Source organism: Methanomethylovorans hollandica DSM 15978 (assembly GCF_000328665.1).
Taxonomy (GTDB): Archaea; Halobacteriota; Methanosarcinia; order Methanosarcinales; family Methanosarcinaceae; genus Methanomethylovorans; species Methanomethylovorans hollandica.
Map to the genome: position 1 here is coordinate 1,630,790 of NC_019977.1, position 20,071 is coordinate 1,650,860.

Here is a 20,071-nt window from a genome sequence, read left to right on the forward strand (position 1 = left end):
GGGTACATTGTATATGTAGTATGCTTCCAAAGCAAAGCCTTTCAAATACCAGCTTCGAAATCCTCGAACTCGTAATTGAAGTATGTGCCATTGGCCTTTGCGATCTCTCTTGCAAGCAACCAGTAGACGAGGGAGAGGGCTTTTCTTCCTTTGTTGTTGGTCGGTATGACCATGTCCACATTGGAAGTCATGTTGTTCGTATCACAAAGTGCTACAACAGGGATCCCAATGTTCACAGCTTCTTTAATTACCTGTGCATCTCCTGCAGGGTCTGTGACTATGATCACATCGGGCTCAAAGAATGCTTCGACTGTCGGATTTGTAAGTGTGCCTGGAATGAAGCGGCCAACCATTGACCTGGCCCCTACAGCTTTTGCGAACTTCATTGCCGGGAACTGACCATATTGTCTTGCAGAAACCACAAGCATCCTGGATGGTTCATATTTGGACAGGAAGTTTGCCACCAGTTTTATCCTTTCATCAGTTGACTGGATGTCCAATACATAAAGTCCGTCAGTCCTTACCCTGTATACGAACTTCATCATGTTCTCTGTCTTCTGCTGGGTACCAATATGTACACCAGCTGCCAGATACTCATCTATAGGAACAAGTGAAGTAGATTTCTCTGCATCTGCACTGACGTCTGATAGTTTATCATCAGTATCCACTTGTATATCTGCATTATCAGTAACCTGTATTTCTTCTGTGGTCATTGGATCACCTTGAATTTATAGTACCTTTTTATGGTCCCTTTTAACAGTAATTGGGATAACCCCAAGCTCTAGTTCTTTCTTTGCTATATACAGAGATTGAGTACCGGGATCATCGATCAGGACGGGTGCGCCCATAGAGATCTGCAGGGATCTGGCACCGATAATCCTTGCTCGCTCATATCTAGTATAATGTTCTGTGCTCAAAAAATCACCTTAAGGAATATGATAGAACGTGATCATAAGGATATAATATCAGGTATTGTCAACTAAAAGCTGCATAAGTAAAGCTTACATCCGTGAGTGTTCTTTCCATACCTGAGATAGTTTTATCCGGAATCCCTCCGAATGTGGTCACACATCTATTCTTGCAGGCCAGTCTATATTAATTACAGTAAGAGTAAGGGAATGGGACCGCTGAGATTTGAACTCAGGTTCCGGCGTGATTCGCGTACTACAAAGTACGTCCCGAACGCCGAAGGATGGTCCAGGCTACCCTACGGTCCCTTACTGATATGGTGCCAGTGTATCTACAAGCTCCACATGGGACAGGAGTATGCGACGGCAGCAGTAACGTGTGATACCCAGGTCGTCCATGACCTGGGCAGGATCTTCGCCATCTTTGGTTCTCCTTTTGTATTCATCCCAGCTGCTTGCGATAACTTTACCACAACTGAAACAACGGACTGGTATCATCTATATATGCCTTACCTGTATGATTTCTGATACTTAGCACGTGCACCAGGTCCACCAAACTTCTTGGTTTCTTTCTGCCTGGAATCGTTAACAAGAAGGTTACGGTCATATGCCATATACGCATCACGAAGATTGGTATCATTGGCCCATTCCACTATACCTCTTGAGATAGCCGTCCTTATGGCATTGGCCTGTCCAACAATGCCTCCGCCGCTTACTTTCACATCGATGTCCAGTCCCTCTGCAACTTCGCCTGCAAGCATAAGGGATTCATAGATCTTCATCTTTGCGAATTCAGGTTCATATATCTCAACGGGTTTCTTGTTTATGCGAGTTCTGCCTGCTCCTTTTTTGATAGTTGCACGGGCAATTGCGGTCTTGTTCTTACCTGATGAATTGACTACTTTGTTTGACATGATGATCCTCCTTAGAACTTGCCGCCCATCTTTGTGCTCACGTCCCCAAGTCTCATGTATTTGTTAGAACTGAGCCTCTTCATACTTGCTTCGGCAACCTGTATCATTTCCTTGTCCTTTAGATCGAGCGGGACTCCTACATGCACTTTAAGACGAGCCATTGCATCGCGTCCTCTTGATCTCCTGTAAGGCAACATTCCCCTTACTGTCCTTTTAAGAATACGTTCCGGCCTCTTTGGGAAATGAGGACCAAATTCGGTAGAACCTATAGAGATCTTGTTCCTGTACTCTGCTATAGTATCGAGCTTGGAACCGGAGATCACTGCCTTTTCAGCATTAACTATATCTATTTTATCTCCTGCAAGCAGCCGCTTTGCCACATCACTTGCAAGCCTTCCCAGAATAAGCCCATTGGCATCGATTATTGTCATCTTCAACACCTCTTACTGCAGTATCCTTATCTTTGATCCGCGGGGGTTCTCTTCAAGGATCTGTTCAATCGTCAGATATTTGCCACCGACCTCATTAATCTTGTCAATAGCAGTGCCACTGAAATCAAGAGCTGCTATCGTTACTGATGTCTTAAGCTCACCAGCACCCAGTACTTTACCGGGTATAAGGACGACCTCTCCTTCCTTAGCGTATCTGTTGATTTTACTGAGATTGACCTGAGCATACCTGCGGCTTGGTTTCTCCAGTCTCTTTGCAATATCTCTCCAGATCAGAACATCATTGTTCCTTGACTCTTCCTTAAGAGTGGATATAAGTTCAGGTATTCTGGGGTTTGTTTTTCTTGTAACTTTTCTTTGTGTCTTGTTTCCCATAATGTCCCTCCGCAAGATCATCCGGACCTTACTCACGCAGGTAGGCTGCGTTCAAACATCCATGAGTGTCCTTCAGGGTATTTCATGTCCATAAGGACATCTGACTCATGAATACTATTACTAGTACATAAAGATTTTGTGGCTCACTCCATGTTTGGGAACATGTCAGCCAGCACTTTTGGATAGATCCTGCTTATGTCACACCCTATTTCCCTCGCAACTACAAGTGCTGCGATCTCGATATCCACCATATCCCCCAGGGTTTCCTGTTTTCTGCTTATAAGAGCAGCCACATTCCGATTATCCATACCTGAACAGGCAGCTATCATCGCCATGATCTGTTCTATCAGGGGCCTCTCATGGAATATTTTCTCCGATGGGCGAAAACCACGAGGAATCTCCACTTTTCCTATATCGAATGTAGGAACCAGCTTATTCTCATCTGCTTCCAATAAGCGCAGGGCAAGAGCAGTATCCCTCACCTTTGACGCATTTTCGGGCGACATCCATTTCAGGCCAAAAGAAAGGGCGAACTCAAAATCCCTTATAGAAATGCGATCCGTAGCATGCTGTTTGAAAGGTGCTGATACAACGCACAAGAATTCGTCCATTATGAACCGCGCCTGATTTCTTCTATAATGGTGTCTGCAACCCTCCCGGCTTCTGTCCTACCGGGCCCTTCTATCCTGTGTATCTGCAGTACGAGCACTTCATTCTCAAGCAGAGCACGCACAAGATAAGTATCCCCTCTAAAAGGTACACGGTTGTATTTCCCATCCAGGTAACTGTAGTTGAGGACCACCTTGAAATCTATAATCCCCTCTTTTTCGATCGTGTCGATCATCTGATCTACATTCTTGTAATTGAGATTTTCAAAATCCACTCCATTACTCACGATCTCGATACTGATCTCCCTTTTTGCCTGTATCCGGTGCCCTCTCTGCACTACAGATTCAGTGACGAACATCCCGAACTTCCCGTCCATATTAGCCATCACTTTTACAAGATAGGGAAGATCCGAGTGGTATCGGTACTTCTGTTCGAACTCGACCTCCCTATGCGGGAACTTGTGATATATGCGCTTTCTCATGCTTCGGACCTGGAATAGGCCATATTACCAATATTTTGTTTGAAACACCTATGGCTTTCAGAGCTTGACAAGTTTTGCTGTCAGTATCCCATCAACACCACGCATTTCCTCCAGAATGGCAGGAGATACTTCAGAGTCTACGTTAAGGGTCATGATAGTGACCCCCCCGATAGCTGCTCTGCCGACTTGCATTCCCGATATGTTGATGTTGTTCTTTCCAAGCACCATGCAGCAAGGCCCTATCACATTGGGTCTGTTGATGTGCTTTGCAACTATCATATAACCGGATGGGATTATATCCACACGTTCTCCGTCAATTCCAGTGATCCGGGCTTCGTCCCCTATCATGGTTCCTGTAACAGATACAGATTCACCATTATTGTTTAATTTTATCTGGATTTCAGAGGGTCTTTCTCCGGAAGTTTCGGATTTACTCTCTATCACTTCGATCTTCCTTGATTTTGCAAGTGCAGGAGCATTCACATAGTTCACACTGGAACCCAGGGCATTCTGCAGCATGCCCTTCAACGCAGCAACTGTAACTGGCCTGATGTCCTTCTCAGCAATCTCTCCGTAATATGATATCTCAACTCTCTCATAGCTGGTGCCAAGCAATTGAGCGCAGACATCCGCCATGGTCTCTGCAAGATTGATATAAGGTGCAAGAACCCGCATCACTTCCGGTTTTACAGAAGGTATATTGATCGCGTTCTTTGCCGTTCCACCATTCAGTACTGAAGTAACTTCTTCTGCGATCGTTATGGCTACATTTACCTGAGCTTCCTCGGTGGATGCTCCCAGGTGAGGAGTCATGATAAGATTGTCACACTCAAGCAGAGGGCTGTCCTTTGGAGGTTCATTGATGAATACATCAAGCGCTGCTCCTGTGATCCTTCCACTCTTGAGCGCCTCAGCAAGGGCCTCTTCACTGATGATGCCTCCACGGGCACAATTGATGACCCTCGCTGTTTTCTTCATCACATTGAACTCTTCAGTATCGAGGATATTCCGGGTCTCTTTTGTAAGTGGTGTATGCACTGTAATGAAGTCGGCATTTTCTGCGATCTCCTTTACTGTGGCAAGCTTTATTCCAAGCTCCTGTGCTTTCTCTTTTGATATGTAGGGATCGTATCCCATTATGGTCATATTGAGGCCCTGTGCCCTTCTAGCAACTTCTGTCCCAATGCGTCCCAGACCGATAACCCCCAGCACCTTACCATTGACCTCCACGCCCATGAAATTCTTACGTTCCCATTTCCCGGCTTTCATTGAAGCGTTTGCCTGAGGTATGTTCCTTGCCAAGGACATCATCATGGCAATAGTGTGCTCTGCAGCGGAAAGCATATTACCTTCAGGTGCATTAGTGACGATGATACCTTTTTCAGTAGCAGCTTCGACATCCACGTTGTCAATGCCTACCCCCGCTCTGCCTATGATCTTGAGATTACTGGTAGATTCGATAACCTTTCTTGTTACCTGTGTTCCACTACGGATGACAAGAGCATCATAGTTGACTATCTTAGCTGACAGCTCGCTCTCGGACAACCCCGTGATAACATCTACATCAAAATGTTTCTGGAGCATTGCCAAGCCTTCCTCAGATAACGGATCACTGACTAATATCTTCATCTTTATGTCTCCTGTAAATGGATGATATGGTCGTGGCGATTTAAGCCAATTTCCACCTGTTCGCAGTATGTTAAGTCCAACTGTAATTACCATGCAAGTATATTTAGTAGTTGTTATTACAGCAATACACCAGAAAAGATATTGTACATACATATATCTTCCTTATAGGAGAGCCATATCCGGCCATATCTGCACGCTGGTGCCCGGATCATTATTATCTGAAACGTAAATACACCCTTCTGTTGTTCTTGCCTTTGTTTTCGGCCTTGAATATCTCTATATGAGGTATTTCTCCGGTGCTGGCAACATGTGTTCCCCCACAAGCCTGCCTGTCCACTCCCGGGATGGTGATCACTCGTATGTTAAGGACTTCCGGGGGAAAAGCATCTTTAAGTTTTACTACCGAAGGTATCCCGAAGGCTTCCTCACGATCCATTGTTTCAATGGTGACAGGAATATTCCTGTCTATCACATCGTTGACCTTTACCTCATAGGCCTTGAGTTGTTCCCTGTCGAACTCCTCCAGGGAGAAATCCACACGTGTCTTGTCCTCTGACAACTGATTACCGCTTATCTTAGCACCCGTCTCGCTATGTATGATGGAACTCAGGATATGACATGCAGTGTGGTAACGCATAAGCAGATATCTCCTATCCCAGTCGATAACCCCCCTTACCACATCTCCATCGTTTAGTCCGGCTTTCCCGATTTCATGATATACCTTTCCATCTGCTTTCCTCACGCCTGTAACCGGATATTCTTTACCGGCACAGTACAGAAAGCCAATATCATGGGGCTGTCCTCCGGCTTCAGGGTAGAAAGCGGTCCTGTCCAGTACTATATACCTTTCATCGACCACATTTTCAACTACGGCATCGAACTCTTTGAGATAACAGTCGTCAAAATACAGTTCTTCCATGCCTATGAATGATGAGGTATAACATAAATCTGTTTCTTATGCACCATCAGCAAAATTTCTAATATCAATACATTCCATATATGCAGCGATGCTGGAATCAAGGATCTCAATATATCCCATGCTTGCTGTGAACTTCATAGGCACCCTGGGTCTGAGCCTTGTTCTTCCCTTTCTGATATTCCTTGTGGAACGGTTCGGAGGCAATGCTATCATCTATGGTCTTGCAGCTTCAATGTACCCTGTCTTTCAGCTAATTGGCGGACCATTGCTCGGAAGATGGTCAGATATATACGGCCGGAAAAAGGTACTGTTCCTGAGCCAGATAGGCACCTTTATTTCCTGGGTCATTTTTCTGACGGCTATGCTTATCCCGATCACCAGGATCATCGATGTGAGATCAGGCGTACTGGGAAGTTTTGTCCTCACCTTGCCTCTGACGCTTATTTTTATAGCCAGAGCCTTTGACGGCCTGACAGGCGGGAATGTATCCGTTGCCAACGCCTATCTTGCTGACATCACTGAGGATAAGGACAGGAGCAGTGTATATGGTAAGCTTTCGGTTTCAACTAACCTGGGCTTCATATTCGGACCGGCGCTTGCAGGCATACTGAGCGTTACAGTGTACGGTGAGATCCTGCCCGTGATTGCTGCAGTCCTGATATCGTTTGCAGGAATATTGATGATATCTTTTCTTGTGCCGGAGCCCGAGACACGTGGTTTGCATGACCCTCGGGTCCAGGTTGATGAAACGCAACACATGGAGATGCAGGCCGGAACTTCGAACAGCACAAATAAACTCAGTTTTCTGGAAGTGATAAGGATGCAAGGCATTTTCAGCCTTTTACTTATATATTTCCTAATATTCCTCGGCTACAATATTTTCTATACTGCCTTTCCAGTACATGCCGCAAACAACCTCACATGGAATGCAGCTACCCTTGGCCTGTATTTTTCTGCGCTCAGTCTGCTGCTTGTTGTTGTTGAAGGTCCTGTACTCTCATGGGCCAGTAAAAGATATTCAGATGCTGCACTCCTTACTTTTGGCAGCTTCGTGCTATGCATCAATTTCTTGCTGCTTTTTTTCGGTACTGATCTTATCACATACTGTGCATTGATTTTCTTTGCAGTGGGAAACGGATTTATGTGGCCTTCACTGATGTCCATACTTTCCAAAACAGCTAAAAAGGAATATCAAGGAGCTGTACAGGGTGTATCTACCAGTTTCATCGGTCTTGCCAGCATCATAGGGCTTATAGCAGGAGGCTTTATGTTCTCATTCCTTGATGCAGGTACCTTCCTTATAGCAGGCGCTATGATATTTGGCGTTTTCCTGCTGTCCTTTAAGATGGACCCTTTTAAAAAGAAAGGACACAGGAAGATCGATGATGAACGCCCGGTCTAGTTCTTTTTCTCAGCTGTGCTGAACCCCATAAGCACATAAGGTGTGCAGTGTCTTGTCATGCCGGTGAACAAGCCTGTGAATGCAACGAGAGCTGTAATCCATTTCCATAATCCAGGTTCCACCAGATCCATGGCAAGTATAACAATTGCTATCGAGCCCAGCAATGCTCTTAACAGCAGATCATATCCGCCCACGTTCTCCCGGGTCAGCGTATCTTTGAGTTTCATACGATCCCTCCGTTCTATTATTGTCCAGTGCTCCAATATTAAAATATGCAATGTATCTCAAATACACGAATAAATGGAGGAAGAAATGTATGCATGAGCATGAAAAAGAGATAGAGGACCTGATCGGTTCCATTATGGCCGCAGAACTTCTTGCTGTACTTGCCACAAAAGCTCCGGAATATCCTTATACGAACCTTGTGGCCTTTGCAGCCACCGAAGATCTGAAAAGGTTGCTCTTTGTGACCACAAGGTCCACACGTAAATATCTGTATCTGATCTCCGATAACAGGGCTTCTTTGCTTATTGACAACAGGTCGAACAGTTTTATTGATTTCAGAGATGCAGTGGCCATCAACGCCACGGGCAGGGTAAGAGAGGCAGACCGTGAGAACTATTCTCGCCTCGGAGACATATACCTGCGTAAGCATCCATATCTGCGGGGCTTCTTCAGTTCAGATTCATCAGCACTCATGTGCATGGATGTGGAAAAGTACATCATAGTAAGGGATTTTCAGAATGTGGTGGAGCTTGATATGTGATGTATCCTTTGCTGTTGCTCCAAAAATAGATCGATGAAGGCCATAAGGCCCTTAACGGTCTAAGAGGCAGAATAGCCCTGGAATTTACGCGCAAGATTATCATCAATACTGGGGATATTATAACAGTGGATGGTTATCCGGGGATCATAGTAATACAAAAAGCAGATGCAACTTAAGGGCTGCTGGTCAGCCATGTTATGCCCGATCGGTTATATTGAAACCACCAATAATTATATTTATTACCACATATTCTATTGATGCAATGATACTGCCAGTTGTCGTCCTTTGCCTTGTATTTCTTTTAACGATCATCCGACAGATAGGCAACATAAGGCTTGATCTGTGGCAGATAATGGGCCTTGGGGCCCTTGCTGTATTGCTCACCGGCCAGATCTCCATCCCGGAGGCTATAGAAGCTATCAATCCGGATATAATGTTATTCCTTTTTGGCGTGTTCGCCATTGGACAAGCCCTGGAAACCAGTGGTTATCTCTCCCTTGTTTCCTATAATTTCTTTAAAAATGCAAAGAACATGGATGCCATCATCCTGTACGTGCTTTTTGGCATGGGTTTCGCATCAGCTTTCCTCATGAACGATACTTTGGCAATAATCGGTACTCCTGTAGTGCTCTTGCTTGCAAGGCAACATCAGATCGATCCAAAGGTGCTCCTGCTTGCACTGGCTTTTGCTGTAACTACAGGCAGTGTTGCAAGCCCGATAGGCAATCCCCAGAATCTTCTCATAGCAATGAACGGCGGTATAAAAGACCCTTTTGTGGTCTTTGCACGATACCTACTGCTGCCGACCACAGTTAACCTAATAGCTGCATACCTTGTGCTCAAGTTCTTTTTCAGGGAGCATTTTTCTGCAGCTGTCCTGAACCATTCAGAACCTCAGACAAGCGATCCTAAACTCGCCAGCTTGTCCCGACTCTCGCTTGTCTTGTTCGTATTGCTGGTGTGTGCAAAGATCCTCGTGCAATTGCTGTCTATTCCCTTTGACTTCAGACTGACGTATATTGCTCTGATAGCTGCTATCCCGGTGCTTGTTCTGAGCAGCCGCAGATATGAACTGGTCAAAAGAATGGATTGGCACACCTTGGTTTTTTTTGCGGCTATGTTCATACTCATGGAAAGTGTGTGGAACTCAGGATTTTTCCAGGGTTTTCTGACGGATACGCAACAAAGTATCGTTTCGATCTCCATGGTCTTAAGCGTAAGTGTCATCCTGAGCCAGTTCATCTCTAACGTACCGCTCGTAGCTCTGTACTTACCTATCCTGTCCCATGCTTCAGTGGATACAGGAGGATTGCTGGCGCTTGCTGCAGGCAGTACCATTGCAGGCAATCTCTCTATCCTGGGTGCAGCAAGCAATGTGATCATCATCCATAATGCTGAGAAAAAAGGCAATGTAACACTCACTTTCATGGAATTCTTCAAGATAGGGGTACCGCTGACAATTATCCAGACCTGCGTCTATTGGTTTTTCTTGTCCTTGTAGCTTTCTTGTATTTGCCGTTCTCTCTTACTTGTAAAGATCCGATGCCATTGCTCCTGAGGTACAGATCAGCATCTCGGATCCATGAGATAAGTTCTGAATACAGCCCTTGCCTTTTCCTCTCCAAGCGTTTTAACTACCAGATCCACGAATACCTGCATGTAGTCGGGAGGCACACAGCCAAGGCTCTCACTACCATTTTCGATAAGTAAAAGCAAATATTGCAGGTCTTCTGTGCTGAGTTTTTCCAGCCTTTCCCTGAAATCATTTTCATTTGTGGCAAAATGGTTGGCAAGAGGGGGAAGTAGAGATCTGTAAGGAGCACCCGAACCTGCACAATCCAGACCTTTACATTCCGGAGCTAGTTGTTTCAATATATCTATATCCTTTTGTGAGAGTTCCCTTGGCATTTTTATATCTTCCTGTCTTACCTTGATCTTCTGGTCAACATATGATCTCAATGTTATTTATCCTTATATATTATGTTTAGAGTAAGAATAATTATATAATGTAACTATTGATTAACAATGTCAGAAGATATTGAAAGCTAGGTTAATCTGGAGGTTACTCTTATGTACAAAAATGTTCAAGCCCTTTCGTCAAGATTATTCCGTCCATGCAGAGTATCTCATAGATAGAATACTAGAAAATCTGGCCCCATGTTTCAACAAACTGCCTGCACCCGTTGTATATGGCTTTTCTGTTGTAAGTCTTTCAGAAAATGAAAACCGGATAAGAGAGTTCAGCAGCTTGCCTCTGGCGAGATAATTCTCAAAGCAACGGATGGTTACCTTGATCTTAAGGCATCGCACGGCGGATGTAAGTATGCAGAACATAGCCCACTTGCATCAAAAGCTGATCCTGAGAGTGTAACAGCTACTTACCGCAAGGGTTACTGGAAGTGGTCATAAAGACATTCAGCTTTGATAAGACAGTGTTGTGGACATCGAATAGAACATTTCACTTAGATAATAAATTATTTTTCAGAAACAAATATTTGGGAAATAAAGGATATACTTTTCAGACAAGAATTTATAGAAAATTTTTCCCCATATATAAGTCAAATCCATCATTAAAAACAATTATATATAGGCAGAATAATGGAGGTAGGCATGGACCCATTCATACTGATAACATTGGCTGTATTCCTGCCATTTTTACTGGCCGTTGCCGTGCCAGCAGTAGAAAAGCTGATCAAACACAGAGTTGGCTGGTTTGCTACACTCGTTGCTTTCATAAGCTTTCTGCTGGTTATCAGTATTTCTCCCCTTGTGATGCATGGGGAAAATTTCCAGGCATCTGTGGAATGGCTTCCCTCAATGGGAGTAGAATATAGTATATATGTGGATGGCCTGAGCGTTCTTTTCGGTATAATTATCACGGGTATAGGCATAATAATTATGTTCTACTCGAATGGGTACATGGGTCACAAGGAAGACCTGCCAAGGTACTACCAATGGCTTCTACTGTTCATGGGTTCCATGCTGGGAATGGTATTTGCCGCTAATACGATCATGCTCTTTGTCTTCTGGGAACTTACCAGCATCACATCTTTCATGCTCATCGGCTACTGGAGGAACAAACCTCAGTCCGTGTATGGTGCGACGAAATCTTTGTTAGTGACAGCTGCAGGCGGACTTTTCATGCTTGCGGGCTTCATCGTGTTGCGTGCTATTACAGGCACCTTTGATATACCCACCATTCTGCAGAACGAAACACTGATAACAATGGTGAAAGGCCATGAATTGTTCCTTGCAGCTCTTATATTGATATTTATCGGAGCAGCATCAAAATCCGCTCAGGGTCCTTTCTATATATGGCTTCCCAATGCGATGGAAGCACCAACTCCTGTAAGCGCTTTTCTGCACTCTGCCACCATGGTAAAAGCCGGTATATATCTGGTAGCCAGGATACACCCCATATTTTCCGGAACAGAGGCCTGGTTTATACTTGTCAGCGGCACTGGAATGATCACAATGCTGGCAGCAGGTTTCCTGGCTTTCAGGCAGACCGATATAAAAGCAATACTTGCGTATTCCACCATCAGCCAACTGGCATATATTATGGCCATGTATGGATATACTACCTATCAGGAGCCAGGCATAGGAGTTGCTGCTGCAACCTTCCACCTGCTTAACCATGCAACGTTCAAAGCATGCCTGTTCCTTGTGGCAGGTATCGTTGCACATGAAGCTGCTACCCGTGATATCACACGGCTTGGCGGATTGCGGCACGAAATGCCCATCACGTTCATTATTGCCACGATAGGTGCCCTTTCCATGGCGGGAGTACCACCATTAAATGGTTTTTTGAGCAAGGAAATGTTCTATGAATCTTCCATTGAGATGGGACATGCGCTGGGAAGTCCTTTTACTTTCATTATCCCTGCGATTGCAGTTGCCGGCGGAGTATTCACTTTTGCATATTCTATAAAGTTCATAGCAGCTATTTTCCTGGGCAAGCGCCCTGAAAAAGGTATACCGCCCCATATTCATGATCCTTCGCTCATCATGATCCTTCCGGCAGCCTTCCTTGCCGGCCTTATCATTATCTTCGGGCTTGTGCCATCCATAGCCGTACAAAATCTCATAGAACCTGCGGCATCTTCAATAATGATGGAAGCCCAGCATCTGCATGTACAGCTCTGGCATGGACTGACAGGCTCTCTGGCAATGACCGTAGTGACATTCCTGCTGGGCATCGCAGTGTACACAAAATATGACCGTATAGCAGAATGGCAGAACAGCTTTAACCGTAAATATCCGATGATCAGTGTCAATTACGTATACGATAGCCTTGTGAACAATGCAGGGGACACTTTGAAAGGCTTCTCTTCTTTCATGCAGCCAGGTAGTGTCAAGAGATATGTGGTTGCACTTCTTATCCTGATGGTCGTATTATTTGCCATACCTTTCCTGAAACTTTCAGCAGGTTTTGCACCGACATTGAACTTAAACCTGGAGCCATACGAATTAGTGGTATTTTTCTTCATGATAATGGCTGCTGTGGGAGCAGCGGTGTTGCCCAAATATTTGCCGGCAGTGATCTCCCTTTCAGCCCTGGGGTACCTCGTAAGCTTACTTTTCATATACCTGTCGGCTCCGGACCTTGCACTTACCCAGGTATTGGTAGAAACCCTTTCCACTATAATCTTCCTGTTTGCTATTGTCAAGATCCCTCAGACCTTTAAGGAGCATATATCTCCATCCCTGTTCATGCGAGATGCTCTTATAGCAGTATCTGTGGCTTCTGTAGTATTTATTTTGCTGTTGAGTGCAACACAAGGCATCATTGCGCCCTTTGAGTCGCTTTCTTACTACTTTATAGAAAAGGCATTACCTCTTGCAGGCGGTCATAATATTGTCAACGTGATAATCGTGGATTTCAGAGGATATGATACATTAGGAGAGATAGCTGTCATGTGTCTTGCTGCTCTTGGAGTTTATAATCTTATACACAGCAGAGGTGAGAGCCAATGACCACAGTGATAACAAAAATGATCACAAGGATATGCTTACCATTAGTGATACTATTTTCCATATCATTATTGTTGGCCGGACATAACAATCCGGGCGGAGGGTTTATAGGAGGCGTCATGTTCGCGTCTATTATAGCCCTTGCTTATGTAGTATACGGACTTGAAACCATTAAAAGATCATTCAATCCGGATTGGGGCAAGTGGTTCGGTTTCGGATTAGTTCTGGCATCATTCACAGCTTTTGCCGCCCTTCCTTTTGGACATAATTTCTTTAGGAGTGCAGTAGAGTTTGTACATATTCCCCTGATAGGGGAGATCGAACTGGTCTCTGCTGGCTTATTTGATATAGGGGTGTATTTTGTGGTGATCGGTTCTTTGCTTAGTATATTCCAGATGGTTGGTGAGGACAAATGAATAACACATTGCTATCCCTTACTATAGCTATACTTTTCGGGATAGGTACTTTTCTTATCCTGCGCAGAGACATTGTAAAAGTCATCATCGGCTTGAGCATAATGTCCCATGCAGTGAACTTGCTCATAGTATCTGTAGGAGTATTCAGCGGTAAAGATGTACCAATAATCACTCAGCATGAAGTGGAGTCTACAAACACAATTTTCAGTGATTCTCTGCAAAGTGGTGTGCTTGCCCCTTTATTGAACGGAACTGAAACTACGCAGTTCGTGGACCCGCTGGTGCAGGCCCTGGTATTGACGGCTATCGTCATCAGCCTTGCAACAACAGCCGTGATTATTATACTTGCATATCGTATTCATGAAGAATATGGTACCACTGATATACAAAAACTAAAGAGGTTGTGGGGATGAGTTCGATGATCCATCATTTCCCTATTCTGCTTATAGCAATACCCATACTTACAGCGGCTCTCACAATGATGCTGCGCTCAAGGTCGAAGCTGCAGGCGGGACTGAGCGTCCTTGCATCATTTTCACTTGTAATTATAAGCTTGTTGTTGCTGATAGAAGTATGGAGATCAGGGATACAAGTCTATGAAGTTGGGGAATGGGGCAAATATGGGATCATGCTTGTGGCAGATCTGCTCAGTGCAGGCATGGTGGTAATGAGTGCAGGCGTGTCTTTCCTTTCACTCATATATTCCCTGGACTACATTGAGAAACGTTCATTGCCCACATATTATCCCCTGTTCAACCTGCTGATAGCCGGTTTGCATGGTTCCTTCCTTACAGGGGACATTTTCAACCTGTTCGTTTTCTTTGAAGTACTATTACTCTCATCCTGTGGACTTGTAATGGCACTTGAAAAGGGTGGAGTTACAAAAAGTTCAGACAAGCTGGAAGCAACGTTCAAATACCTTATTCTGAACATGCTAGGCTCTTTCCTTATGCTGATAGCTGTTTCAGCTTTATATGCAACCACAGGTACCCTGAACATGGCAGATATATCGGTGAAACTTAGCGCCATGCAGGCAGCGGGCAATCTTCCCTGGCATGTGTTTGCCATAGGTCTTCTGTTTATAGTTGTATTTGGTAACAAGGCAGCCATATTCCCATTACATTACTGGCTACCCGATGTGCATCCCACAGCACCTTCCCCTATAAGCGCCATGCTAAGTGGCGTACTTATAAAGGTAGGAGTGTACGGCATGCTCAGAGTATTCTTCTACATATTTACAGACTTACTGGGCATGTTCCAGCCCATAATAATAGTGCTTGCATTGTTCACAATAGGCATCGGAGCTGCATCGGCAGTTGCACAGACAGATGTAAAGAGATTGCTGGCTTATTCCAGTGTTAGTCAGATAGGCTATGTGTTCTTAGGTATTGGTTTCGGAAGTGCGGGAGCCATCGCAGCATCCCTTGTGTACCTGGTCAATCATGCTATCGCAAAATCATTGTTGTTCCTTACTTCAGGAGGTATCATACATCATGCAGGTACTCGCGATATGAGCAAGATGGGAGGTATGGCCAATAGTTCTCCTTTCATGGCCGCAGCTTTCCTGATAGGCAGCATGTCGATAGCGGGACTGCCTCCCATGGGAGGTTTCATCTCCAAGTTTTCCCTGTTCGATGCTGGTCTTATTGGACAACACTACACAGAAATTGCAATTGCGCTGCTGTTCGCTGTATTTTCGCTGTTCTATATGTTCAGGGCATGGTTGCTTATGTTCTGGGGTGAGAAAAGAGATGTAAAGATACATGGAGAATACTCACAGCACGGTAGCTCTCCCCTGATATATCTGCCAATTGCCATTCTGGCCCTGACGGTTCTGGTCCTGGGCCTTTATGCAGAACCTTTGTTTTCCCTGGCTCAGGCAACTGCAGTGCAGATACTTGACCCCCAGCCATACATAGATGCTGTAATGACAAGGGTGGTAAGATGAAAAAATACATTCCTCTGGCAGCTATATTTGGAGTGATATGGTGCTTAATTCATGGCACTATCGATCTGAATAACTTTATATTTGGTTTCCTGCTCGGCCTGCTTACCATAAGGCCTTTCAGATTCCTTTACAAGCCTGAAGAGAACTTCAAATTATTATCTCCGCCAAACCGTATAATTTCGATCATAAGGTATTTTATGGTCCTTATTAAGGAGATAATTAAAGCCAACATAGTGGTGGCTAAGGTCGTAACAAAACCAAAGATAGATATAAAACCGGGAATCATTGCAGTTCCCATCAGATGCAAGACCGATCTGGGCATCACCGGGATCGCAAATACAATAACCCTCACCCCAGGTACAATTACGGTAGATATATCAGATGACCATTCAATGCTCTATGTGCACTGCCTCGATGCATCTGATCCTGCAGCCGTATGTGCATCTATACGTGATGATCTTGAAAAATATATACTGGAGGCTTTCGAATGATCAGTTTACTGGATTTCTCCCTGATATTCATGGTGCTTGCATTCATACCATGCATGTATCGTATAATCAAAGGCCCCACTATCCCTGACAGGGTAGTGGCCCTGGATGCCATGACAACTGTGATAATAGTCATGCTTGGGGCCTATTCTTACGATAAAGGCTCAGCCTTTTTCATGGACGTAGCCCTGGTGCTGGCAGTGATATCTTTCGTAGGTACTGTGACCATTTCAAAATACCTTGATGAAGGAGTGGTCTTATGAGCATAGTAGGTATATTCAGCATGATAATGAACATCCTGAGCGACATAGTGCTGCTGATAGGCCTAGTTTTCGTATTCCTTGGTATGCTGGGCCTGATGCGCATGCCTGACGTGTACAACCGTCTGCATACGACTTCCAAGATAGGTACGGTCGGAGCCTTCGGAGTAATGCTGAGCATCCTCATGAGAGCAGGTTTCACACCTATAGGTATCAAAGCTATTACCGTGGGTCTGTTCTTACTCCTTACAGCTCCTATTGCAGCTCACATGATCACAAGAGCAGCGCACAGGCATGGAGTAGGATTATGTAAGGAATCTGTTATAGATGAGTATGGAAAAGCATGCGAGAGATGTAAAAAGTAATACCCATATTTCATTTCTTTTATTTTTTATTTAAAATATACATATATGCTTGAAAAATGTATACACATTTGATTGATCTTGTCGGATTTTTCATAATCGTTGACCCGATGAGAACATAGCAAAATCAGTATAACAAGTAAAATACAGTATGAAACATTAATCCACACAAATTGAGATCCACTGCATTATAATCATGTGAGCGGGTTGGGGAGTGGGGGTTAGTGTGGGAGTGGGGTTAAAAATGTTGTACCCGCTCACTTGGCCTTTGATAGGAACTAATGATATATATACTTTCTCTTCACTGGATATCCGTAGTCTTACTTTATACTTTGCGCTTTAAATCTGATGGTAGAATCTGGTTCTATATATTGGAACTGTTGCGTTCCTGAACATTTCTGCATTACCAGGATGTGGCAATTGATCTAATATACATGCTGATACATTTACATAATGCTTATTGCATGACCTCCCCTATATGTGATATGGGCACTACCCTTTATGTCATTGATATTTATTTGTATTACCCATGTTTTTTATTTCAGTATAAAGGTAGGATAGGAATGTTAAAAGAGTACATTGACATTGGATATGTTCCTGATGAAACCGATTTTGTATGTGAATATCATCTGGAACCTGCGCTGCGAGTTAGTTTCGAGGAAGCCTGTAACCATCTGGCCGGAGAATGTTCCATTGGAAAGTGGAGTGATATTGCTCTGCTGAACCCTAAACTTGCACAGAAATTAAAACCCCATGTGTTCCACATAGATAAAAAGAAACATGTTGTCAGAGTTTCATATCCCCAGGACCTGTTCGAGTTCTGCTCGGTGTCTCATATCATCAGTACAGTTGCAGGCAGAATACTGAATAGTAATATGATAAGCAGATTAAAGCTGCATGATATTATCTTTCCGCCAGACCCTGTGAACGAACTCTGGGGACCAAAGTACGGTGTGGGAGGAATAAGAGATCTTACAGGTGTTTATGATCGCCCCCTGGTGAATGCTGCTGTAAGGCCAAAGGTTGGACTTGATCCGGCAACACATGCAAAGGTCGCATATGATCTTTTTGTAGGGGGCTGTGATATGGTAAAAGACGACGAAAACCTGACCGATCAGAAGTTCAACAGGTTCGAAAAACGTGCAGAACTCACATTCGAGGCCCGGGAAGATGCAGAAGAGGAAACCGGAGAGAAAAAGATGTATATGTGCAACATCACTGCTCCCACATGTGAAGAGATGATAAGGAGAGCAAATTTTATAAGCAATATAGGTGGGCATTATGTAATGATAGATGCAGTGCCCACAGGCTGGAGCTCGGTGCAGACATTGCGTGATGTCACTGAAGAACTCGGACTTGCCATACATGCACAGATTCAGGGACATAATACCTTTACGGGTATGGAAGATCATAGTATCAGCCTGTATCTGATAACCAAGCTTGCCCGTCTTGCAGGGCTTGACCAGCTTTATATCGGTGACATTGACAAGCATTTCCATGAAAAGAAAAAAGAATTAATGGCACTGCATGATTGTTGTGTTATGGATAAAGTAAAAGGAAATGAAAAGATGCACATTCTCCCTCAGAACTGGGATGGGATAAAGCCTATGTTCCCTGTTGTTTCAGGCGGGTACGTACCTGCATTGATACCGGAGCTTATGAATGTATTTGACAAAGATGTTATAATAGATTGCAACAGTGGTATATATTCACATCCAATGGGCTGCGCTGCCGGTGCAAAATCTTGCCGGCAGGTTATTGAGGCAGTACTTGCCGGCGTGTCTCTGGAAGAATATGCAAAGAGCCATACAGAACTACAAGCTGCCTTTAACGATAAAGGATGATATGATCAAGCGATGAAACACCATACAAAGATCTTTAACATAAATCCTGAGAACTTCTCAGATGTTATAGAAGAATGTGCTGAAATTATCTGCAGAGGCGGAACTGTGGCCATACCTACGGAAACCGTGTATGGCCTGAGTGCCAACGCACTTGATCCGGTAGCTGTAAACGGAATATTCCATGCAAAAGGTCGCCCGGCAGATAATCCGCTGATCGTGCATGTGGCATCTGTGCAACAATTAGACAAATTAGTATTAGAGATCCCTGCAAAGGCTTTGTCCCTGATGGAGGCTTTCTGGCCCGGACCATTGACACTTATTCTGAAAAGGACTTGTATTGTTCCGGACATAACTACGGGCGGGCTGGATACGGTTGCTGTGAGAATGCCAGCCGATATTGTAGCACAGGAACTGATACGTGTATCCGGCAAACCTCTGGCAGCACCCAGTGCCAACACTTCAGGCAGACCAAGCCCCACCACCGCAGCTCATGTGCTGCATGATCTGGAAGGAAGAATAGATGCAGTGATAGATGCAGGAAATACATGCATAGGAGTGGAATCCACAGTTATCGATATGAGCGGAAAGAAACCTGCCATTTTGAGACCTGGATATATACCCGCGAGCAGGATCGAAGAGATCATAGGAGAAGTGGAGATCGGTTATAATGACAATGTGACAGAAACTGAGGGTGTAATCAGGTCTCCGGGCATGAAATACACACATTATGCTCCAAACGCCACTGTACTGCTTCTGGAAGGGGCCCATGATCTTGTACAGGATAAGATCCGCGAAATGTATACTGATTTTACCTGCAGGGGAGCCAGAGTGGGCTTGCTTGTTACCAATGCTGGTCTTTTGTCCCTTACAAACGATATGTTCTATCTTGGAAGCAAAGATGAACCTGAAGAAGTAGCCAGAAACCTTTTCCTAGGTTTACGTGCGCTGGATGAAAGAAGAGTGAACATCATACTTGCAGATGGATCTTTTACTCATGAAGGTGTTGGTGCAGCTGTAATGAACAGGCTGAGGAAAGCCTCTGAAATGATAATCAGACTATAGGTGTATTTATGAAACCATACAAAAAAGACCAATTACATTCAAAGCAACGATACATTGCAATATTGAAAACAAATAAGCAACTTGCCAGGATAAATGTAGTTATATTGTCCCTGGGCCTGGCATTATCATATCTGGGGAAAGACAATATAGGTAATCCATTGCTCTGGCTGGGGATAATCATTTTCATATACACGATGTCATCTAACCTGATGGTCCGTCGTTCACTTAAAAAATTGAAATGACCTGTAAGGTCAAAAGGTCACTT

General features: G+C 44.3%; 25 protein-coding genes and 1 tRNA gene. 13 read left to right on the forward strand and 13 right to left on the reverse strand.

Features of this window, described 5'->3' with window-relative positions; translation table 11 throughout:
• Positions 1–41: 41 nt before the first annotated feature.
• From rpsB to alaXM, 11 genes are all read right to left on the reverse strand, one after another.
• A complete protein-coding gene (gene rpsB, locus METHO_RS07805; protein ID WP_015324996.1) occupies positions 42–713 on the reverse strand; it encodes a 30S ribosomal protein S2 in 672 nt (223 codons plus the stop codon).
• Positions 714–728: 15 nt separating this feature from the next.
• Entirely contained in the window at positions 729–917 is a 189-nt protein-coding gene (locus METHO_RS07810) for a DNA-directed RNA polymerase subunit K (protein ID WP_015324997.1), read from the reverse strand.
• Between the two features lie 202 nt (positions 918–1,119).
• A tRNA-Pro gene (locus METHO_RS07815) sits at positions 1,120–1,217 on the reverse strand.
• On the reverse strand, positions 1,218–1,406 hold the full coding sequence (locus tag METHO_RS07820; RefSeq protein ID WP_015324998.1) for a DNA-directed RNA polymerase subunit N: 189 nt from the start codon (positions 1,404–1,406) through the stop codon (positions 1,218–1,220).
• Positions 1,407–1,417: 11 nt separating this feature from the next.
• Complete coding sequence (locus METHO_RS07825) at positions 1,418–1,822, reverse strand: 30S ribosomal protein S9 (protein ID WP_015324999.1); 405 nt, start codon at positions 1,820–1,822, stop codon at positions 1,418–1,420.
• 11 nt (positions 1,823–1,833) lie between these two features.
• Positions 1,834–2,253: a 50S ribosomal protein L13 gene (locus tag METHO_RS07830; protein ID WP_015325000.1), complete on the reverse strand. Its 420-nt coding sequence runs from the start codon at positions 2,251–2,253 to the stop codon at positions 1,834–1,836.
• Positions 2,254–2,265: 12 nt separating this feature from the next.
• Positions 2,266–2,646, reverse strand: coding sequence for a 50S ribosomal protein L18e (locus tag METHO_RS07835; RefSeq protein ID WP_015325001.1), 381 nt, complete (start codon positions 2,644–2,646; stop codon positions 2,266–2,268).
• 143 nt (positions 2,647–2,789) lie between these two features.
• Positions 2,790–3,257, reverse strand: coding sequence for a DUF2240 family protein (locus tag METHO_RS07840; RefSeq protein WP_015325002.1), 468 nt, complete (start codon positions 3,255–3,257; stop codon positions 2,790–2,792).
• Positions 3,257–3,736, reverse strand: coding sequence for a hypothetical protein (locus tag METHO_RS07845; protein WP_015325003.1), 480 nt, complete (start codon positions 3,734–3,736; stop codon positions 3,257–3,259). The genes METHO_RS07840 and METHO_RS07845 overlap by 1 nt, the downstream gene beginning before the upstream one ends.
• Positions 3,737–3,793: 57 nt before the next feature.
• Positions 3,794–5,365, reverse strand: coding sequence for a phosphoglycerate dehydrogenase (serA, locus tag METHO_RS07850; protein ID WP_048831110.1), 1,572 nt, complete (start codon positions 5,363–5,365; stop codon positions 3,794–3,796).
• Between the two features lie 214 nt (positions 5,366–5,579).
• The gene (gene alaXM / locus METHO_RS07855) at positions 5,580–6,284 is read right to left on the reverse strand and encodes an alanyl-tRNA editing protein AlaXM (protein ID WP_015325005.1); all 705 of its coding nucleotides are present in this window, start codon (positions 6,282–6,284) and stop codon (positions 5,580–5,582) included.
• A gap of 88 nt (positions 6,285–6,372) precedes the next feature.
• Here alaXM and METHO_RS07860 point away from each other — a divergent pair, with 88 nt between their 5' ends.
• On the forward strand, positions 6,373–7,686 hold the full coding sequence (locus tag METHO_RS07860) for an MFS transporter (protein ID WP_015325006.1): 1,314 nt from the start codon (positions 6,373–6,375) through the stop codon (positions 7,684–7,686).
• Here METHO_RS07860 and METHO_RS07865 read toward each other — a convergent pair.
• On the reverse strand, positions 7,683–7,913 hold the full coding sequence (locus tag METHO_RS07865) for a YgaP family membrane protein (protein ID WP_015325007.1): 231 nt from the start codon (positions 7,911–7,913) through the stop codon (positions 7,683–7,685). The two genes, METHO_RS07860 and METHO_RS07865, sit on opposite strands and share 4 nt — an antisense overlap.
• Positions 7,914–8,002: 89 nt before the next feature.
• Between METHO_RS07865 and METHO_RS07870 the strand changes: the two genes are divergently transcribed.
• On the forward strand, positions 8,003–8,452 hold the full coding sequence (locus tag METHO_RS07870; RefSeq protein ID WP_015325008.1) for a pyridoxamine 5'-phosphate oxidase family protein: 450 nt from the start codon (positions 8,003–8,005) through the stop codon (positions 8,450–8,452).
• A 262-nt stretch (positions 8,453–8,714) separates the two neighbouring features.
• Positions 8,715–9,953, forward strand: a complete 1,239-nt coding sequence (locus METHO_RS07875) for an ArsB/NhaD family transporter (RefSeq protein ID WP_015325009.1) — start codon at positions 8,715–8,717, stop codon at positions 9,951–9,953.
• A 65-nt stretch (positions 9,954–10,018) separates the two neighbouring features.
• Here METHO_RS07875 and METHO_RS07880 read toward each other — a convergent pair whose 3' ends face one another.
• Positions 10,019–10,411 carry a hypothetical protein gene (locus tag METHO_RS07880; RefSeq protein ID WP_015325010.1) on the reverse strand — a complete coding sequence of 131 codons (393 nt, stop codon included), beginning with the start codon at positions 10,409–10,411 and terminating at the stop codon, positions 10,019–10,021.
• 651 nt (positions 10,412–11,062) lie between these two features.
• On the opposite strand from METHO_RS07880, the gene mbhE reads away from it, so the two are divergent.
• The 10 genes from mbhE (at position 11,063) to METHO_RS07935 (ending at position 20,048) form a co-directional block, all read left to right on the forward strand.
• The gene (gene mbhE / locus METHO_RS07890) at positions 11,063–13,429 is read left to right on the forward strand and encodes a hydrogen gas-evolving membrane-bound hydrogenase subunit E (protein ID WP_015325011.1); all 2,367 of its coding nucleotides are present in this window, start codon (positions 11,063–11,065) and stop codon (positions 13,427–13,429) included.
• Complete coding sequence (locus METHO_RS07895) at positions 13,426–13,842, forward strand: monovalent cation/H+ antiporter subunit B (protein ID WP_015325012.1); 417 nt, start codon at positions 13,426–13,428, stop codon at positions 13,840–13,842. The genes mbhE and METHO_RS07895 overlap by 4 nt, the downstream gene beginning before the upstream one ends.
• Complete coding sequence (locus METHO_RS07900) at positions 13,839–14,255, forward strand: NADH-quinone oxidoreductase subunit K (RefSeq protein ID WP_015325013.1); 417 nt, start codon at positions 13,839–13,841, stop codon at positions 14,253–14,255. The genes METHO_RS07895 and METHO_RS07900 overlap by 4 nt, the downstream gene beginning before the upstream one ends.
• A complete protein-coding gene (locus tag METHO_RS07905) occupies positions 14,252–15,790 on the forward strand; it encodes a proton-conducting transporter transmembrane domain-containing protein (RefSeq protein WP_015325014.1) in 1,539 nt (512 codons plus the stop codon). Before METHO_RS07900 ends, METHO_RS07905 begins: the two co-directional genes overlap by 4 nt.
• Positions 15,787–16,281 (forward strand): Na+/H+ antiporter subunit E, encoded by a 495-nt coding sequence (locus tag METHO_RS07910; protein WP_015325015.1) that lies wholly within the window; start codon positions 15,787–15,789, stop codon positions 16,279–16,281. The genes METHO_RS07905 and METHO_RS07910 overlap by 4 nt, the downstream gene beginning before the upstream one ends.
• On the forward strand, positions 16,278–16,541 hold the full coding sequence (locus METHO_RS07915; RefSeq protein WP_015325016.1) for a cation:proton antiporter: 264 nt from the start codon (positions 16,278–16,280) through the stop codon (positions 16,539–16,541). Before METHO_RS07910 ends, METHO_RS07915 begins: the two co-directional genes overlap by 4 nt.
• Positions 16,538–16,903 carry a monovalent cation/H(+) antiporter subunit G gene (gene mnhG / locus METHO_RS07920; RefSeq protein WP_015325017.1) on the forward strand — a complete coding sequence of 122 codons (366 nt, stop codon included), beginning with the start codon at positions 16,538–16,540 and terminating at the stop codon, positions 16,901–16,903. The genes METHO_RS07915 and mnhG overlap by 4 nt, the downstream gene beginning before the upstream one ends.
• Positions 16,904–17,463: 560 nt before the next feature.
• Complete coding sequence (locus tag METHO_RS07925; protein WP_015325018.1) at positions 17,464–18,744, forward strand: RuBisCO large subunit C-terminal-like domain-containing protein; 1,281 nt, start codon at positions 17,464–17,466, stop codon at positions 18,742–18,744.
• A gap of 12 nt (positions 18,745–18,756) precedes the next feature.
• The gene (locus METHO_RS07930; protein WP_015325019.1) at positions 18,757–19,806 is read left to right on the forward strand and encodes an L-threonylcarbamoyladenylate synthase; all 1,050 of its coding nucleotides are present in this window, start codon (positions 18,757–18,759) and stop codon (positions 19,804–19,806) included.
• Between the two features lie 8 nt (positions 19,807–19,814).
• Positions 19,815–20,048 carry a hypothetical protein gene (locus METHO_RS07935; protein WP_015325020.1) on the forward strand — a complete coding sequence of 78 codons (234 nt, stop codon included), beginning with the start codon at positions 19,815–19,817 and terminating at the stop codon, positions 20,046–20,048.
• Positions 20,049–20,071 lie beyond the last annotated feature (23 nt).

Excerpts from the sequence above, each read along its gene's own strand:
- rpsB (WP_015324996.1), bottom strand. The coding sequence starts at position 713 with ATGACCACAGAAGAAATACAGGTTACTGATAATGCAGATATACAAGTG.
- METHO_RS07820 (WP_015324998.1), bottom strand. The coding sequence starts at position 1,406 with ATGATACCAGTCCGTTGTTTCAGTTGTGGTAAAGTTATCGCAAGCAGC.
- METHO_RS07825 (WP_015324999.1), bottom strand. The coding sequence starts at position 1,822 with ATGTCAAACAAAGTAGTCAATTCATCAGGTAAGAACAAGACCGCAATT.
- METHO_RS07830 (WP_015325000.1), bottom strand. The coding sequence starts at position 2,253 with ATGACAATAATCGATGCCAATGGGCTTATTCTGGGAAGGCTTGCAAGT.
- METHO_RS07835 (WP_015325001.1), bottom strand. The coding sequence starts at position 2,646 with ATGGGAAACAAGACACAAAGAAAAGTTACAAGAAAAACAAACCCCAGA.
- METHO_RS07840 (WP_015325002.1), bottom strand. The coding sequence starts at position 3,257 with ATGGACGAATTCTTGTGCGTTGTATCAGCACCTTTCAAACAGCATGCT.
- METHO_RS07845 (WP_015325003.1), bottom strand. The coding sequence starts at position 3,736 with ATGAGAAAGCGCATATATCACAAGTTCCCGCATAGGGAGGTCGAGTTC.
- serA (WP_048831110.1), bottom strand. The coding sequence starts at position 5,365 with ATGAAGATATTAGTCAGTGATCCGTTATCTGAGGAAGGCTTGGCAATG.
- alaXM (WP_015325005.1), bottom strand. The coding sequence starts at position 6,284 with ATGGAAGAACTGTATTTTGACGACTGTTATCTCAAAGAGTTCGATGCC.
- METHO_RS07860 (WP_015325006.1), top strand. The coding sequence starts at position 6,373 with ATGCTGGAATCAAGGATCTCAATATATCCCATGCTTGCTGTGAACTTC.
- METHO_RS07865 (WP_015325007.1), bottom strand. The coding sequence starts at position 7,913 with ATGAAACTCAAAGATACGCTGACCCGGGAGAACGTGGGCGGATATGAT.
- METHO_RS07870 (WP_015325008.1), top strand. The coding sequence starts at position 8,003 with ATGCATGAGCATGAAAAAGAGATAGAGGACCTGATCGGTTCCATTATG.
- METHO_RS07875 (WP_015325009.1), top strand. The coding sequence starts at position 8,715 with ATGATACTGCCAGTTGTCGTCCTTTGCCTTGTATTTCTTTTAACGATC.
- mbhE (WP_015325011.1), top strand. The coding sequence starts at position 11,063 with ATGGACCCATTCATACTGATAACATTGGCTGTATTCCTGCCATTTTTA.
- METHO_RS07895 (WP_015325012.1), top strand. The coding sequence starts at position 13,426 with ATGACCACAGTGATAACAAAAATGATCACAAGGATATGCTTACCATTA.
- METHO_RS07900 (WP_015325013.1), top strand. The coding sequence starts at position 13,839 with ATGAATAACACATTGCTATCCCTTACTATAGCTATACTTTTCGGGATA.
- METHO_RS07905 (WP_015325014.1), top strand. The coding sequence starts at position 14,252 with ATGAGTTCGATGATCCATCATTTCCCTATTCTGCTTATAGCAATACCC.
- METHO_RS07910 (WP_015325015.1), top strand. The coding sequence starts at position 15,787 with ATGAAAAAATACATTCCTCTGGCAGCTATATTTGGAGTGATATGGTGC.
- METHO_RS07915 (WP_015325016.1), top strand. The coding sequence starts at position 16,278 with ATGATCAGTTTACTGGATTTCTCCCTGATATTCATGGTGCTTGCATTC.
- mnhG (WP_015325017.1), top strand. The coding sequence starts at position 16,538 with ATGAGCATAGTAGGTATATTCAGCATGATAATGAACATCCTGAGCGAC.
- METHO_RS07925 (WP_015325018.1), top strand. The coding sequence starts at position 17,464 with ATGTTAAAAGAGTACATTGACATTGGATATGTTCCTGATGAAACCGAT.
- METHO_RS07930 (WP_015325019.1), top strand. The coding sequence starts at position 18,757 with ATGAAACACCATACAAAGATCTTTAACATAAATCCTGAGAACTTCTCA.
- METHO_RS07935 (WP_015325020.1), top strand. The coding sequence starts at position 19,815 with ATGAAACCATACAAAAAAGACCAATTACATTCAAAGCAACGATACATT.